This window comes from Saliphagus sp. LR7 (assembly GCF_003344565.1).
Lineage (GTDB): Archaea > Halobacteriota > Halobacteria > Halobacteriales > Natrialbaceae > Saliphagus > Saliphagus infecundisoli.
Map to the genome: position 1 here is coordinate 219,274 of NZ_QPND01000003.1, position 16,523 is coordinate 235,796.

At 68.4% G+C, this 16,523-nt stretch carries 13 protein-coding genes; 5 read left to right on the forward strand and 8 right to left on the reverse strand.

The annotated features are described in order from the left end of the window. Positions 1-25 precede the first annotated feature (25 nt). The 3 genes from DVH23_RS05980 to DVH23_RS05990 form a co-directional block, all read right to left on the reverse strand. Entirely contained in the window at positions 26-1,576 is a 1,551-nt protein-coding gene (locus DVH23_RS05980; RefSeq protein WP_157972341.1) for a polysaccharide deacetylase family protein, read from the reverse strand. Between the two features lie 109 nt (positions 1,577-1,685). After that, positions 1,686-2,747: a TrmB family transcriptional regulator gene (locus DVH23_RS05985; RefSeq protein WP_114576525.1), complete on the reverse strand. Its 1,062-nt coding sequence runs from the start codon at positions 2,745-2,747 to the stop codon at positions 1,686-1,688. A 61-nt stretch (positions 2,748-2,808) separates the two neighbouring features. After that, entirely contained in the window at positions 2,809-4,392 is a 1,584-nt protein-coding gene (locus tag DVH23_RS05990; RefSeq protein ID WP_114576526.1) for an alkaline phosphatase family protein, read from the reverse strand. 259 nt (positions 4,393-4,651) lie between these two features. Between DVH23_RS05990 and DVH23_RS05995 the strand changes: the two genes are divergently transcribed. Then, entirely contained in the window at positions 4,652-5,596 is a 945-nt protein-coding gene (locus DVH23_RS05995; RefSeq protein WP_114576527.1) for a polysaccharide deacetylase family protein, read from the forward strand. Between the two features lie 417 nt (positions 5,597-6,013). Here the strand turns inward: DVH23_RS05995 and DVH23_RS06000 are convergent, their stop codons facing one another. Together DVH23_RS06000 and DVH23_RS06005 are read right to left on the reverse strand one after the other, a co-directional pair. Continuing rightward, positions 6,014-6,805 (reverse strand): SDR family oxidoreductase, encoded by a 792-nt coding sequence (locus DVH23_RS06000; protein WP_114576528.1) that lies wholly within the window; start codon positions 6,803-6,805, stop codon positions 6,014-6,016. A 63-nt stretch (positions 6,806-6,868) separates the two neighbouring features. Continuing rightward, positions 6,869-8,161, reverse strand: coding sequence for a lactate racemase domain-containing protein (locus DVH23_RS06005; protein ID WP_114576529.1), 1,293 nt, complete (start codon positions 8,159-8,161; stop codon positions 6,869-6,871). A 131-nt stretch (positions 8,162-8,292) separates the two neighbouring features. Between DVH23_RS06005 and DVH23_RS06010 the strand changes: the two genes are divergently transcribed. From DVH23_RS06010 to DVH23_RS06020, 3 genes are read left to right on the forward strand one after another with little or no spacing between them, the layout of a single operon-like run. Further along, positions 8,293-9,408, forward strand: coding sequence for a mandelate racemase/muconate lactonizing enzyme family protein (locus DVH23_RS06010; protein WP_114576530.1), 1,116 nt, complete (start codon positions 8,293-8,295; stop codon positions 9,406-9,408). Further along, positions 9,401-10,621: a mandelate racemase/muconate lactonizing enzyme family protein gene (locus DVH23_RS06015; RefSeq protein WP_114576531.1), complete on the forward strand. Its 1,221-nt coding sequence runs from the start codon at positions 9,401-9,403 to the stop codon at positions 10,619-10,621. The genes DVH23_RS06010 and DVH23_RS06015 overlap by 8 nt, the downstream gene beginning before the upstream one ends. Positions 10,622-10,658: 37 nt before the next feature. After that, a complete protein-coding gene (locus DVH23_RS06020; RefSeq protein ID WP_114576532.1) occupies positions 10,659-12,329 on the forward strand; it encodes a thiamine pyrophosphate-binding protein in 1,671 nt (556 codons plus the stop codon). 19 nt (positions 12,330-12,348) lie between these two features. Here DVH23_RS06020 and DVH23_RS06025 read toward each other — a convergent pair whose 3' ends face one another. Beyond that, positions 12,349-13,071: a sugar phosphate isomerase/epimerase gene (locus DVH23_RS06025; RefSeq protein ID WP_114576533.1), complete on the reverse strand. Its 723-nt coding sequence runs from the start codon at positions 13,069-13,071 to the stop codon at positions 12,349-12,351. Between the two features lie 253 nt (positions 13,072-13,324). Between DVH23_RS06025 and DVH23_RS06030 the strand changes: the two genes are divergently transcribed. Further along, on the forward strand, positions 13,325-13,993 hold the full coding sequence (locus tag DVH23_RS06030) for a ThuA domain-containing protein (protein WP_114576534.1): 669 nt from the start codon (positions 13,325-13,327) through the stop codon (positions 13,991-13,993). Positions 13,994-14,064: 71 nt separating this feature from the next. Here the strand turns inward: DVH23_RS06030 and DVH23_RS06035 are convergent, their stop codons facing one another. Together DVH23_RS06035 and DVH23_RS06040 are read right to left on the reverse strand one after the other, a co-directional pair. Next, on the reverse strand, positions 14,065-14,523 hold the full coding sequence (locus tag DVH23_RS06035) for a universal stress protein (RefSeq protein WP_114576535.1): 459 nt from the start codon (positions 14,521-14,523) through the stop codon (positions 14,065-14,067). A 41-nt stretch (positions 14,524-14,564) separates the two neighbouring features. Next, positions 14,565-16,511: an archaea-specific SMC-related protein gene (locus tag DVH23_RS06040; RefSeq protein ID WP_114576536.1), complete on the reverse strand. Its 1,947-nt coding sequence runs from the start codon at positions 16,509-16,511 to the stop codon at positions 14,565-14,567. Positions 16,512-16,523 lie beyond the last annotated feature (12 nt).

Below are 16,523 nucleotides of genomic sequence, written 5' to 3' on the forward strand. Positions count from 1 at the left end.
ATAAACGTGTAGCCTACGGGGACGATCACCCCGTGAACAGGAGGCGCTCCTCGAGGTCCCGGGGGGAGATCACCTCGAGTTCGCCCGCCGACTCGAGTTCGGCGAGGCGGTCGACTGTCGCCTCGAACTCCGCGAGCAGGTCGTCCTCGAGGCGGTGATAGAAGAGACAGGTGAGCCCCCGCATCCCGGCGGTCCGTTCGAGGGCCTCGATCGCCCGGTCGCTCCTGGGGTCGCCGATCCGGCTACAGAGCGCGGGGTTGACGGCGTGACCCTGGACCGGACGTCCCCCCGCGAAACCGAGCCCGTGGACCTCCGCGACGATCTCGACGGTGTGCGCGTCGAACCCGCCGAACGGGTACGCGAAGTACCGCGCTCCCTCGAAGCCGCGCTCTTCGAGCCACCTCCGGGAGCCCTCGATCTCCGCTCTCTGGTCCTCCCGATCCAGCTCCGCCAGGTTCGGGTGAGAGAGCGTGTGGCTCCCGACCGTCCAGCCCGCCGCCGAGAGCTCCGCCAACTGGTCTACGGAGAGCCATCCATCTCCGCCGATCCGGTCGGGATTGACGAACGTCGTCGCCGGATAGCCGTGTTCCTTCAGGATTCGAAACCCCTCGGTGTAGTCGGTCGCGTGGCTGTCGTCGAACTGGATCATCACCGTCCCGACGTCGGGGCGGGGCGTGAAGTGGAGGTCGTCACACCGGAACGACCGCTCGTCGGACCGCTCGGTCCAGAGGGTGATCCGGAGCTCGGTCACCCGCCGGAGATCCGGGTCGCCGAAGACGTCGCTCACCCCGAAGTTGTACCGGGCGAACGGGATCCCGCCCTTGATCGCCCGCCGGTAATGGATTCGACCCCCGCCGGCGGCGATCAGCTGGATCGTCGGGACGACCATCTCCTCGCTTGCTACCGCGATCCCGGGGACCACCTCCCGGAGGTCCCGGGGCTCGTCGAACCCGTAGGCGATGGTTACCCGCTCCTCCGTCGACCCCGCCTCGAGGCGGGCCGCCTGCTCGCCCACATACGCCCGGTTGCTAGCTCCGAGAGATCCCTCGAGGACCTCCCAGCGAGAGAGGTCGGCGAACTCGTCGAACGTGCCCGGTTTCACGGGTTCGCCGGGGCCGGTGAGCTCCTCCGGTTCGTCGGTTCCGTCGTCCCCCCTGTCGGTGGATTCGTTCGGCTCTCGATCCGCTCTCCCGTCGGACTCGTTCGCCTCTCGACGATCCCCCTCCCCGGATTCGTTCGTCGCGTTTTCCCCGCCGGCCTCTCCCTCGGAACGGGTCGTCCCCTCCCGCTCGTCGCCGGCTCCTTCCCGGGGGTCGGAGCTATCCCCGTCCTCGATGAGGTCCGACTCCTTCGCGCCGTTCGATTCCTCCGCGTCCTCCGATCTCGCCGAGTCGTCGGTAGTTCTTCTGCCATCGCCACCGGTGTCGTTCCCGTCGCTCGTCCCCGACCCGTTCGCGTCGGCCGGGGTCGAGTCGCCGTCGTCCGAACCCGTCCCGGTTTCCTCCGGATCGTCGCTGCCGGTACAGCCCGAGAGAGTCAGTGCGGTCGCCGCCGCGAGATAGGTGCGCCGTCGCATTCGACGCGATGAGAGTTCGGATTTCGATATTGTTATGACGTCGTTGGGGGGCAGTAAGGGAGGGATACGGCCGTTGGCCCCCGCCATCCGGGCGCCGACGCGAGAGTCGTCACGGGAGGACCGGGGAGATCCCGGTGACGCGGATCACCTGGGCCTCGATCTCCTCGACGAGGGCGCCCCAGCCCCCGACCGTGTAGAGCCGTTCGCCGTCGTCGATGGAAAGCGCGAGATGGCCCGCGAGGTCGGTGTAGGAGAGAGCGCCGGTCGGGTCCTCGAGCCCGTGGCCGGAGACGCCGATGAGTTCGCCCTCGACGGAGACGAGTTCTCCCGTCTCGGTGTCGTGGCCGACCGTCTGTAACGTGATCGTCGCCCCCTCCGCGAGCAAGGCGGCGGCGTCCCGGACGAACCCCTCGATGCTGACGTACGTCGGGGGGTGATCGGGGTTGACGTGGACCGACTCCTGGCCGCCCCACTGGCTCGTCAGGAAGAACCAGTGGAGGATAAACGAGAGGATCTCGTCGCCGATCGTGATCCCGTACGGTTCGTCGCCGTGGACGTTCGGCGAGAAGAACGCGTAGCGGCGGTCGACGACCGCGAGGAAGGGCCCCGGGATCGGGTTCCGGCGGACCTCTAAGACCCCCTCCGGGATCGGGACCTCCTCGAGACCGATGTCGTACACCGAGAGAAGTGACAGGACGCCCCGGTCGGCGGCGGCCTCGATCTCGGGGCGCAGTTCCCGGACCTGGTCGGGCGTCGCCGCGAGTTCGACGGAGACCTCCGCGCCGGCGATGGCCTCGCCGGCTCCCCGGAGCACGCTCTCTTGATGTTTGAGGACGCTGATCCGGGACTCCCTGGGGTCGGGCCGTTCCCAGCGCTCCTCGATCTCGCCGGCGGCGTCGGCGAGCATCTCGCTTTGCGAGCGCAGCCGCTCGAGGACGTCGACGGGTTCGCGGGGCCGGGCGAACAGCCGGTCGCGTTCGATCGTCTCGACGAACCCCATCTCCTCTAGGCCGCGGACGACGTCGTAGATCCGCGAGGACGACACCGACGACTCCCGGGCGAGGTCGACGACCGGCGACTGGCCCGTCTCGAGCAGCGTCAGGTAGGCCTCGGCCTGCTGGCCCGTCAGTCCCGCCCCCTCCAGGGCCGCCCGGAGGCGCTCGGTTTCCATGCCGGTAGGGGCCGCCGGACGCACAAAAGCGTTGATCCACTGGCGAGCGTGCGGGGGGCGATCACTCCATGTATCCCAGCCCCTTCAGCCGGTCCTCGACGTCCGAGAAGTCCTCCGTAGCGCCCTCGTGTCCCCGCCGACGGTCGACCGCGACGCGTTCGACCGCGCTCGTCGCCGGCGGCGAGCCCGCCGCGAACGCGTCGAGGACCTCGCCGTCCGCGTTGTCGGGCACCGGGCGGCCGAGCCCGTGGAGCAGCGTCGGCGCGATGTCGGTCACGTCGGCGCCCTCGAGGCGGGCGCCGGCCTCGATCGAGGGGCCCCGACAGAGGGCGATCCCCTGGCTCCGGTGGCTGGCGGCCGTCGGAGCCGGGTCGCCGAATAGTTCTCCGGCGATCGCGGTCCGGGTCTCGTACGTCCGGCGGCCGTTGACGACGAGGTCGGGGGAGTCGGCGTCGGTGGGGAACAGGTCGTCGCCGTCGAACACGGCGAGGACGGGCTCGCCCCCGTCGGTCACGGACTCGAAGAGTTCGGTGAGTTCGGCCTTCAGCTCGGGGATCGCACCGGGATCGACCACCCCCTTCTCGAACCGGCGCGTGTCGTTGACGTAGACGTTGCCCGCGTCGTGGACGAACGCCTTCGTTCGGGCGTAATCGGCGTCGTAGAGCGCGTGATCGCCGGGAATCCGGGCGGCGACGCCGTCGACGACGGTCCGGGGGAGCACCGACACCAACTGCTCCTCGGAGACCCCGACCCGGGAGAGCGCCGAGACGACGCCGTCGCGGGAGATGCCGAGACTCGAGAGCGCACCCCGGGTGCCGTCGTCCTCCCGTCGGGCGAGATACCCCTCGCGCTCCAGGAGGTGGTTGACGTAGACCAGCCGGTCGATCGGGCCGAAGCCGTGGTCGGAGACGACGTAGAGGTCGGCGTTCCGTCGGTCGGTGTACTCGATGACCTCGCCGACGATCTCGTCGAGCGCCCGGTAGTGCTCGCGGATCTTCGCCTCGTCCCAGACGAGGTGCTGGAACCGGTCGGGCGCGGTGTAGACGAAAAAGGCCAGCCGCCAGTCGGGGACGGTCTCGAGCAGGAGATCCATCAGCTCGCGGCGTTTCCCGAGGATCTCCGAGACAGCGCCGGGAAACTCCTCGAGCCGGTCGGCGTAGTCGGGGTAGTCGAGGCCGATCTCGTAGTCGGGGATCCGTTCGGCGACCGTCTCGCGGAGCTCCGGCGGGTGGGTGTAGCTCTCGCTCGTCGAGGGGGTCATCATCCCGGCGACGAGGGCGCCGTCGATCTCCTCGGGCGGGAACGTCATCGGGACGTTGCCGACCGCGGCCGGGGAGAGCTGTTCCCAGAGGGCGGGCTGGCGCCGGTCCCGGCTGGTGTACATCCGGTGAGAGTACGACCCCGAGAGCTTCTGGAAGCCGTAGACGCCGTGTTTGTCCGGCCGGACGCCCGTCGCGATCGAGGGCCAGGCCAGCGGCGTCGTAGGGGGACGCGTGCTCTCTAAGGGCCCGCTCGCGCCCTCCTCTCGGAGCCGGGCGAAGTTCGGCAGCGCGCCCTCGCTCGTGAACCGGTCGATGAGGTCCCAGGGGACGCCGTCGAGTCCGAGGACGAACGCGCGCTCGGCCGTCGCGGATGATCCACTCATGTGTCCTTGTGGTCACCTGGCTCGGGTCCCGTTTCGTTATGTGGCCGCTGCCGGGGCACAACCCTCACGAACAGCGACCGTTCTCGCGAGGGAGACGGCCGTGCCGGCCCTCCCGGAGCGAAAGGAGACCCCGACGAGCGACAGGCTGTCCATAACGAAACCGCCCCCGTCCGACTCCCGACCCATGATCCGAACTGCGTCGACCCGGACCGTTCGCGTCGCAGACGACCAGGGGCGACCCGGCGAGGGGAGGTGACCGATGGGGAGTCTCGTGATCTCGATCGACGCCGAACTCGGCTGGGGCTTTCACGACCTCGCCGACCCTCCCGAGAGTCGCGTCGAGAGCGGCCGCCGGGGCTGGCGGCGACTGCTCGCCCTGCTCGACCGGTTCGACGTGCCGGCCACGTGGGCGGTCGTCTCCCACCTCATGCTGGATCGCTGTGACGGGCGCCACGCGGACCATCCGGCGCCGCCGGGCTGGTTCGAGCGCGAGCGCGGCGCGTGGGCGGACCGCCCCGACCTGCGGTTCGCGCCCGATCTCGTCGCCGGGATTCTGGCCGCCGACCCCGACCACGAACTCGCGGCCCACTCCTTCTCGCACGTCCTGTTCGGTGATCCCGAAACCACTCCGGAGATCGCCCGCGAGGAGTACGAACGGAGCCGGGAGATCGCCGCCCGCTGGGGCCTGGTAGTCGACTCCTTCGTCTACCCGCGAAACGACGTCGGCCATCTGGACGTCCTGGCCGACTGCGGGTTCCGAGCCTACCGCGGGCGGAGCCCGACGCCGGAAGGAATCCGGGGCGTGGCCGACGCGGCGATCCGGGACCGGTCGTCGCTCGTCCACCCCAGGATCGACGAGTTCGGCCTGGTGTCGATCCCCGCCTCGCTCTTTGCGTTCGGTTTCGAAGGCCGACTGCGGTCGATCGCCGAGTCCGTCTGGACGGACCCGATCGTCGCCCGGGCCCGCCGCGGCATCGACCGGGCCGCGACCGACGACGGCGTTTTCCACCTCTGGCTCCACCCCAACAACCTCCGGGCGACCCGCGACGACGACCGGATGGCCGCGATCCTCGAGTACGCCGCCGAGGTCCGCGCGGAGTCGGCCCTCGAGATCGAGACGATGGGCGAGGTCGCCGACCGGGTCGGGCCCTCACGGACCGGCGACAGGAACGAGGCCACGACCCGTGCCGAAAGAGTAATTTAAAATATAGATCGTGGTAAACACAATCTAAAGAATACTAACGGGCATGCAACGGTCAGTGTCGGTTCGAACCCCGCCAGTCGCGATAATACTCCTTCGACGACCCTATAACAGTTCCCAGGATCGGTTTCCATATCCATCTAACAGCGACAGTGCAGGGGTGAAGGTGGACATATATCTCTGACATTATACTCATATTTATTATTAATCCTGCATCCACAGGGTACACCGGCCGATTCCACGGCGTCGAGAGAAATCTATTACGCCCGTACGTCTGTAACTTCGTCGGCCGGACGGGAGGCAGTCTCCACCCGGCTGGACGGGCTAACCGGGACGATTACGCGCTCCTCGCCGGGATCCGTCCTCACGAGTGACGACGGAACCGGGATCGAACCGGACGCCTCCTCGGGCCGGCGAGGGTCAGAGGTTCGAGGCGCCGGCGCCGCCGTCGATCGTCACCGCCTGGCCGTTGACGTAGGAGGATTCGGGCGCCGAGAGGAAGGCGACGGTCCGGCCGAGATCCATCGGGTCGCCGACGTGGCCGACGGGGATTCCCGACCCGCGCTCCTCGATGCCCTCCTCGTAGGAGTCGTGTTCGCCGCGCTCGACGGCCTGTTCGACGAGTTCCTCGATCCGGGGCGTCTCGTGGACCCCCGGAAGGACGGCGTTGGCTCGCACCTCGGGCGCGAGTTCTTTCGAGAGGGTCTTCTCGAGCCCGATGACGCCCATCCGGACCGAGTTCGAGAGCACGAGGTCGTCGATCGCCTCCTTGACGCTCCGGGAGGTGATGGTGACGATCGTTCCGCCGTCGCCGTCGGTGAGGTGGGGTTCGGCCTCGCGGACGAGGCGGACGACGCTCATCACGAGCAGGTCGAACGCCTCGTACCAGTCCTCGTCGTCGGTCTCGAGGAACGGTCCCGAGGGGGGCCCGCCCGCGCTCGTCACGAGGTGGTCGAGCCCGCCGAACTCGGAGACGGTGCGCTCGACCAGTTCCTCGATGTCGTCGGGTTCGGTGAGGTCACCGGGCTGGCCGACGACCTCGCCCTCCGCGACCTCGCGGACCTCCGCGACGGCCTCCTCGAGGCGGTCCTCGTCCCGCCCGTTCATCACCACGTTCGCGCCGTCGGCCGCCAGCGCCTTCGCCGAAGCCTTCCCCAGTCCGCTGCTCGAGGCCGTTACCAGCGCCGCGTCGCCGTCGATCGATAGCTCCATGCGCGGGGTATCGCCCGGACGGGCCGTAAACGTTGACCCCGAGGCAACCCTGGCGTGATCCGCTCACTCCTCATCGAACGCCGCCCGTCCGCCGTCGTCGAACGCGAGTTCGGTCCGTCCTCCGGTCGTGAGATGCTCGTAGTCCTCGTCGGCCAGGGCCGCCGAAACCCGGAACGAGGAGAGATGGGCCGTATCGGGGATCCAGGCGACCCGGACGGTGTCGGGATCGTAGCGCCCGCTCGAGGAAAGCGCCGCAGTCAGGGCCTGCTCCTCCGTCGGGAGCGCCATCGGCAGCCGGTCGAGCTCGAACGAGCCGCTCGTGAGGCCGTTCGTGTACATCTGTGAGAGGTCGAGTTCCTCGAGAACGTCGGTCGTGGTGAGGTCCGCCAGGCCGATCCCGTGGCCGTTGCCGTGGGTCGCCTCGGTGAGCCCGCGGACGACGACCCGACCGATCTCCGGCTCGTCGGGACCGCTCGCGCCGAGCATCGGCGTCCGGGCGACGACGTTCGTGTCCATCCCGGTCCCCGAGACGTCCTTGCCGACCTCGTCGATCACGAGGGCGTCCAACTCCTCGAAGGGCAGCGTCGGCATGTACTCCCTGGCGCGCTCGAGGAGGTCGGCCTCCCGGTCGGGAAGCTCGTCTGCGGGAATCCCGGAGATCTCGGCAGGCCGGTCGTAGAAGTTCTCGACGACCGCGACCCCGCCGACGTGGGGCGTCTCCCGGCGGATCACGTCGAACGCCGCGGTGATCGCCTCGTAGTAGTCCTCCTCGATCGCGTACTCGTGGGTCCGGGCCGCGCCGCCCTGCTTGCCGAGCCCGATCGCGGTCATCTTGCAGAGCCCGCTCTCGATCGGCGCCCGGAAGCTGGTGTGCGGTTTGATCCGGTTGACGACGCAGACCGCGTCGGCCGCGAGGGCGGCCTCGGCGACGTGGACCGGCTGGCCGAGTGCGGACTCGCCGACGATTTCGGTTTCCATCCGGGCGTCGATCGGACACCCCAGCTTCGACTCGGTGAGTCCCAGTGCCGCCAGGGTCTCGCGCTGGCCCTCGGCGCTCGCGCCGCCGTGGCTCCCCATCGCGGGGACGACGACGGGGTCGTACCCTCGACTTCCGATCTCCTCGACGACCGCCCGGGCGATCCGGTCGATGGCGTGGATGCCGCGGCTCCCGAGGCCGACGGCGACCGTTCCCCCCTCGGGAACCTCCTCGAGCGCGAGGTCGGCGACCGCCTCGCCGGCGGCGGACGCGGGGTCGTCGATCTCGGGTGCGGGGGGCTCGTAACTCACCTCCGCGAACGCCGGGAACTCGACGGTATCCAGCGCCGCGTCGATCGTCGAGGCGTCGGGGAACTCCATGGGAGGCGGTGTGCGGGCGAGACGGATATATCCTCGGCGCCGCGGCTCGGATCAGCCGCCCCGATCCGACCACTACCCGTGGTATGTGACGCCACCACCGGATTTATGCGCCAGCGGGGGGAGCCCCCGCCATGGAAATCGCCGAGATCGAGACGGGCGCGGTGTCGATCCCCTTAGAGGAACCCGTCGCCTTCGCCACCCGGGTTGTCGAGGAACGCGACCACGCGATCGTCTACGTGCGAACCGAGGAGGGCCTCGAGGGCGTGGGCTACACGCTCGGCTACGGCGGCGCGGGGCTGATCGCCGACGCCGTAAGCGAGATCTTGGAGCCGATGGTGGTGGGGGAGGATCCCCGCGACACGACCCGGCTCTGGCGGGAGATGTTCGACGGGACCGTCCAGATCGGCCGGAAAGGGGTGCTCCTGCGGGCGATCTCGATCGTGGACATCGCGCTGTGGGACATCAAGGGCAAGGCCGCGGGAATGCCCCTCTACAAGCTGCTTGGCGCGAGCGCCGAGCGGATTCCCTCCTACGCCAGCGGCGGGTACTATCGCGAGGGGAAGGACCTGGAGGGGCTGCGCGAGGAAATGGCCAGGTACATCGATCGAGGTCACGACGCCGTGAAGATGAAGGTCGGCCGCGAGGACCTCCCGACCGAACGCGAGCGGGTCGCGGCTGTCCGCGAGGCGATCGGGCCCGACCGGACGCTCCTGATGGACGCAAACGGCAAGTGGACGAACGAGGAGGAGGCCGTCCGGGCCTGTCGCGCGTTCGCGGAGTACGACCCCTACTTCATCGAGGAGCCGGTGATGCCCGACGGCATCGATCTGATGGCCCGGGTCAACGCTTCCCTCGACTACCCCGTCGCGGCGGGCGAACTCGAGTTCAACCGCTACGGGTTCGAGCACCTCATGGAGTCGGGCGCGGTCGGCATCGTCCAGCCCGACGCCACCGTCGTCGGCGGGATCACCGAGTGGCTCCGGGTGGCGGAGGCCGCCGCCGCACGCGACGTTCCGGTCGCGCCCCACTACAACTGGGACCTCCACGTCCACCTGCTGGGCGCGATCGAGAACGGCCTCTTCGCGGAGTTCTTCTACCGGGACTCCGACGTGAAGGCGTTCGACGACGTGCTCGTCCACCCGATGGAGCCCGACGACGAAGGGTACCTCGAGATCCCCGACCGCCCGGGCCACGGGATCGAACTCGACCGCGACGCCCTCGCGGAGTACGGGTGGTCCCATGCGTGACTTCTCGAACCATGCGACCGAGCGGGCCACGGAACGTGACGTCGAGATCACCGACGTCGAGACCTGCGTGATCGAGGGAAACTTCGAGTGGAACCTCGTCCGGGTCCACACGGACGCCGACGTCGTCGGCATCGGCGAGTGCTACCGCGGCGGGGGCGTCACCGACGTCATCGAGTACATGAAGCGGTTCCTGATCGGCGAGAATCCCGTAGACGTCGAGCGGCTCTTCCGGCGGATGGTCCAGGAGACCTCCGGCCACGGCGGCACGACGGGAAAGGTGGTGACTGCGGCGACGGGCGTCGAGATCGCCTGCTGGGACGTCCTCGGCAAGGTTACGGGGCTGCCGGTCTACCAGCTTCTCGGCGGCAAGTACCGCGACCGGATCCGGCTCTATTGTGACTGTCACGCCGGCGAGGCCTACGAGGTCGAGGACGGCTACACCGTCGGCCACGACGCCGAGGCCTACACGCCCGAAGCGTACGCCGCCGAAGCGGAGCGGGTCGCCGACATGGGCTTCGGAGCCCTGAAATTCGACCTCGATCAGCCCGCAGACAACGAGCCAGACCCCTACAACGGCCGACTCGACAACGCCGCGATCGAGCGCAAACGAGAGATCGTCGAAGCAGTCCGCGACGCCGTTGGCCCCGAGATCGACCTCGCCTTCGACTGCCACTGGGACTACTCCCTCGACAGCGCGAAACGGCTCTGTCGGGCGCTCGAACCGTACGACCTGATGTGGCTCGAGGACGTGATTCCCCCGGAGAACATGGACGCCCAGCGGGAGATCACCCGGAACAGCCCGGTGCCGATCGCGACCGGCGAGAACCGATTCCGGGTCCACGAGTTCAAGGACCTCCTCTACGAGTTCGGCGTCGACATCGTGACGCCGGACCCGACGACCTGTGGCGGCCTCGCGGAAACGAAAGCCATCGCGAACCGCGCCGAGGAGAACTACGTCGTCTGCTCGCCCCACAACGTCTGCTCGCCCGTCGGGACGATGGCCTGCGTCCACCTCGGGGCCGCGATGGCGAACCTCGGGACCCTCGAGTACCACGCTCTCGAGGTGGACTGGTGGGCCGACCTCCTCTCCCGGGCGGAGCCGATCATCGAGGACGGCCATATCACGGTCCCCGAAGAACCCGGTCTGGGGATCGAACTCGACGAGGACGTCGCCCGCGAGCACCTCCTCGATCCGGGAACGATGTTCGGGTAGCCGAACACTGATAGTCCTCGCCGGAGCAGGGAGGGATATGACCGACCGGACGCGCTCGGGCGGGGAGTACGTCTACGAGGCCCTGTGTGAGGCCGGGATCGGCCTCCTCGTGGGACTGCCGGGAACCCAGACCCTTCCTCTGGACCGGGTCGTCGCCCGCCGATCGGAGATGCGTTACGTGATGGCCCGCCACGAGACCGCGATTCCCCACATTGCGTGGGGATACTACGAGAGTTCGGGAACCCCCGCGGCGACGCTTACGGTTCCCGGACCGGGCGAGACGAACGCGATGCACGGGCTGAAAAACGCCTACGAGGACAGCGTCCCGATCGTCCACGTCGGCGCCGACGTCGATCCCGCGGATCGAGGAAAGGGACCGATCCACGAGATCGATCCCGGAACCTACGATACCGTCGTCAAGGAAAACGTCGTCGTCGAGAGCGGAAGCGACCTCCCGGCCGCCGTCGCCCGCGGAATCGAGCGCGCGCTCGCCCCGCCGATGGGACCCGTCCGGCTCGGCGTTCCGAGCGGAATACTCGCGAGCGAGCTCTCGGCGCCCGCGGCCAGCGTCGAGCCCGAACGCATCACCCGGGAGAACGCGTCCGCCCTCGAGGCGGCCGCCGACATCCTCGCCGATGCGGACCGGCCGGTCCTCTACGCCGGCGGCGGCTGCCGCCGCTCGGAGGGCGGCGCCGACGCTCTCCGCGATCTGGCCGACCGGCTCGGGGCGCCCGTCGCGACGACCTACAAGGGAAAGGGGCTGTTCCCGGAGGACGACCCCCGCGCGCTCGGCGTGACCGGAAGCCATCTCCCGCCCGGCTCCCGGGCGGTCCTCGAGGCGGCCGACGCGGTGCTCGCGCTCGGCACCGACTTCGACGGCGTCACGACCGACGGCTGGGCGCTCCCGATGGGGGATTCCTTGATCCACGTCACCCTCGATCCCGACGCGATCGGCGCCAGCTACGAACCGGAGATCGGGGTCGTCGCCGACGCCGGCGAGGCCGCACGGGAGATTCACGACCGGCTTCCCGAGGAGGCGGCGGGCTGGGACGGAAGCGAGGTCGCCCGCGCGGCCCGCGAGGAGTACGTCCGGCGCCTCGAGCACGAGGGCCTCCTCGAGGACACTCCACCCCTGAACACGCCCGCGGTGCTCCGGACCGTCCGGGAGTCGACACCCAGGGAAAGCATCGTGACGGTCGACGTCGGCGGCTTCCGGCTGTGGGCGATGCAGGCCTTCGAGAGCTACGAGCCCGAGGGGTTCGTCGCGGCGGGCTCGTGGGCCGGGATGGGCGTCGGCCTCCCCGCGGCGATCGGCGCGAAACTCGCGAATCCCGACCGGCCGGTCGTCTGTCTTTCCGGCGACGGGGGGCTCATGATGTGCGTCCACGAACTCCACACCGCAGCGGAGGAAGACCTCGACATCGTGCTGGTCGTCTCGAACAACGAAGACTACGGCGTCATCAGCAAATCCCCGGAGATCATGGCCGAGACGGGCGACCACGAGTTCGTCTGGGATTCGCCGTCGTTCCCGACGATCGCCGAGGGCTTCGGCTGGGACGGGCGGTCGGCCGACACCGCCGACGAACTCGCGAGGGAGGTCGGGGCCGCCATAGACCGCGATGGGCCGACGCTGATCGACGTCGAGATCCCGACCGAGGAGCCCTCGGCTAGCGAGGCGGCGGAGTTCGAGAGCGAACTCGAGTTCTGAGCCTCCCGAACCCGTCCGACTACCGGTAGGGAGCCAGGTAGCCGGCGCCGTTTCTCGCTGTCTCGTAGGAGTCCTGGCGCTCCTCGTGTTCGTAGATCAGCCACTCCATGCCCTCGCGGTCTGCGACCTCGGCGACCGCCTCGAGATCGAGGTCGCCGGTGCCGCCCTCGACCGGCTGGCCCCCGTCCTCGTAGTCCTTGACGTGGACCAGCGAGACCCGGTCGGTGTACTCCTCCAAGAAATCGACGGGGTCGTGGCCCGCGGTGCCGATCCAGCCCAGGTCGGGCTCGAGCAGGACGTCGTCGGTGAGAGAGAGGAGCGCGACGAGCGCGGGTTCGCCGTCGACCTCGACGAACTCGTGGTCGTGGTTGTGGTAGTGCAGCCGGGTGCCGTCGGGGAGGTCGGCCGCGACGGCCGAGAGCCGGTCGGCGGTCTCCTCGATTGCCTCCCGGGACTCGAAGTGCTCCGGGGGAAGGTAGGGGACGACGAACTCAGAGACGCCTAGGTCGGCGTAGCGCTCGACAACACCTTCGAGATCGTTCTCCAGTTCCTCGAGTCCGACGTGGGCGCTGGGCGCCTCTACTCCGGTCTCCGCCAGGGCCTCGGCGACGTCGCGGTCCGAACCGTCGATCCCCGCGAACTCGACCCCGTCGAAGCCGGCGTCGGCGACCTCCTCGACCTTTGTCGCCGTCTCGTCGTCGACCCCGTCGATGCTGTATAGCTGGAGCGCGATCGTACCCATACCGAGAGAGACCGGGGCGGCGACTTAACTGTGGGGGATCGGAGGCCGGTTCGGACGCTCTGCCGAACGTCGTTCTGTGATAGAGAACTTCAACACCGTTCGCTCCCGCTGCGGTCGTCCGGCCGGCGCTCCCGTGGCGTCGCCGGCGGTCGGCTCCGGCGAGTCCGAGAGGAGGATCCCCCGCGGGCGACGACTACCGGGACATACCGCCGCTGTCCAGAGGTGTTTTACCCTGCGGGGACGAGCCCCACCCATGACATCCGACCCGATCGACGTGCTCGCCATCGGGGACAACGACTTCCCGTTTCACCGGTTCGAGGAGATGGGGCCCCACATCGCCGACGCCGTGGGAAGCGAGCGGATCGACGTGGCGCTGACGACGGAGAAGGGCGCGCTCGAGGCGCCCGACGCCGACGTCGTGCTCGACTATCTCACCGACAGCACGCTCACCGACGGCCAGCAGGAGGGACTGCTCTCGTTCGTCAAGAGCGGCGGGGGGTACTTCGGCCTCCACTGTGCCTCGGACCTGACTTCGACGGTTCCCGTCGACGACGAGGACGTCCTCGACTCCCGGGACGAACCGATCGAGGAACTCCGCGACCTCGTCGGCGGCCACTTCCTCACCCACCCCGAGCAGTCGGCCTACGGCGTCCGGATCGTCGACAGCCACCACCCGATCACCGTCTCGGCTCCCGACCTCCGGGTGTTCGACGAACCGTACGTCGTCGACGTCTCCGAGTCGGTCCGGGTCCTCGCCCGGATGGACCACCCCGATCACGCGGACATGCCCGTTCTCTGGGTCCAGGAGTACGGCGACGGCCGTTCCGCGTACTGCTCGATCGGCCACACCGTCTCGACGCTCTCGAACCCGGACGTCGCCGCCCTCCTCCGGAACTGCGTCCGCTGGAGCGCCGGCGAGTAACTGTCGTAATCGATCATTACATTCGTACGGCTGTAACCACGCCGAACGGAGGCCGAACTCCGGAGAACAGGTCAGGCCGTCACGACCGAGACGACCCCGTCGAAGTTCAGAATCACCTTCTGGGTCGTGTCCCCGAACAGCGCCTTCCCCGTCGGCGAGCGCTTCCGGCCGGCGATGAAGACGTGATCACAGCCCTCCCGCTGGGCCGCTTCGAGGATCCGATCGGCCTCCCCGCCGCCCTCGACGACCGCACAGATCGACTCGTACTCCAGGGCCAGGTCGCCGATCTCCTCGCGGGCGATGTCCCGACCGAACCGGCGGCCGCTCTCCTTGATGTCCTCGGAGGTGTAGGAGACGCCCTCGATGTCGGCGATCGTCTCCATCGTCTCCAGGTCGTGTTCGTACTCGTCTCTGTCCATCAGCGTCAGGAGCACGAGGTCTGCGCCGACGCCGGCCGCCAGCTCCCCGGCCTCCCGGATCAGCGTTCGAGCGTGATCCGCCGACTCGACTACCACCAGTCCACGGTCCATACACCCGACCTGTCGCCCGGGTAGATAAAATTTGCGTCCGACTAGATCTCGGTGACGTAGTTGTGGGCGTCGTCGAGGGCACTTGCGTCCTCGGGGAGCAAGGCGACCACGAGGCAGTCGGCGTACGTCTCGAAGTACTCGACGAGCGCGGCGATCCGATCCGAATCGATCGCCTCGAGGGAGTCGAGCAGCATGAACGGGACCTGCTCGTAGACGTCGTGGACGAGATAGCCCGCCAGTGCGAAGACCAGCCCCGTCACCTCGCGTTCACTCTCCGAGAGGTGTTCGATCCGGTCCTCGTAGCTCGTTCCGTCCGCCGTCGAGCGGATGACGTGGAGGTCGAACGCCGTTCGCTCGACCTTCCGGCGGCCTTCCTTGACCGTCCCTTCGCGACGCTCGATCCAGATCCGGTCGATGTTCGCGTAGTCGAGAATCGAGAGGATCGAGGACATGTGTTCGTTGAACGCCTCGACGGCGTCGTCCTCGATCCGGTCGACCCGCGTCCGGAGGTCCGCGAGTTCGTCCGTGATCTCCTCGCGCCGGTCGTCGAGTTCCTCGCGCTCGTCGATGGTCGCCTCGAGTTCGGCGATCCGGTCGTCGACCTCCGTGCGCTCGTCCTCGAGGTTCTCGATCTCGATCTCGAGGCCGTTGGCGTCGCGGTGGGCCTCCAAGACCTCGCTGTAGTCGGTGTCGTCGAACGACTCGGTGTCGTCCTCGAGCTCTTCGACCCGTTGTTCCTGGTCGCTTCGCTCGTCCTCCAGATCGTCGATCCGGTCGCCGTGGGCCGCGAGGTCGTCCTCGATCGAGTCGAGGCGCTCCTCCAAGCGCTCGCGACGGTTCTGGCGCTGGCGGAGCTCCTTCTGGCGGCTCGTCAGGTCGTCGATCTTCTCCTGGAGGTCGTTGCGGTCGGCGAGTTTCGACTGGTGGAGCTCCTGGAGGCGCTCGAGGGTGGACTCGATGGCGTCGCGTTCGACCTCCGACCCGCAGGTCCAGCAGACGACCTCGCTGTCGCCGGCCAGCAGGCGGTCGGTGACCGCGTCGTCCTCGTCCATGGTGTCCCCGAGGTCGATGCCTCCGTCTTCGAGACGCTCCTCGTTGAACCGGATGACGCTCTGGAGTTCGTTCAGCGTCGTATCGAGGTCGCGCTTGCGCTCGCGAAGCTCCTGGACCCGGCCCTGGAGGCGCTCGGGGGACTCGTCGCCGTCCTCCTCGTCGGTGAGGTCGTCGAGGTCGGTTTCGAGACGGTCGCGTTCGTTTTCGAGTTCGGTCCGGCTCTCGCGTTCGGTCTCGAGGTCGTACTCGATGGATTCGAGCTCTCGCCGGGCGCTCCGAAGGTCGGCGAACGTCGACTCGAGTTCCTCCTTCCGGCTCTGGCTCTCCTCGACGTCGGCGTCGAGTTCGTCGAGTTCGGCCTCGACCTCCTCGAGTTCGGCCTCCAAGTTCTCGATCTCGTCGTCGATCGAGACCCGGCGCTCCTCCAGGCCCGGGAGTTCGTTCTTGAGGTCGTCGAGGTGGTCGAGTCGGTCGTCGATCTCGCGTTTCTCGTCCTCGAGTTGGCGGATCTCGGCCTGGATCTCGTCGGTGTCGATCGGACGCATGATCAGCTCCCGGAGGTCGTCGCCGCGGCTGACGGCCCGGCGGGCCTCGTTGGATTCCAGCAGGAACGCAAAGAGGTCGGCGAGTTCGGGCTCCTCGAGGTAGGGCTCGCCGTCGAAGACGACGGTGTCGTTCCGGCGGTAGAGCGACCGACGGTAGTGGCCCTCACCGAAGGAGAGTTCGACCGATCCCTCGTCGGCGTCGCCTTTCAACGAGGGGCGATCGCTACCGAGGGCGGCCATGATCGCCTGGAGGAAGGAGGTTCGGTTGGTCGCGTTGCGCCCAGTTAGTACGTTGATGCCGGGCTCTAAGGAGACCCGTGTCGAGTCGATGCCGCCGATGTTCTCGGCGGCGACCTCGACTGGCGTCTCGATGGACTCTGCTACGGACATACGTCTATGCTA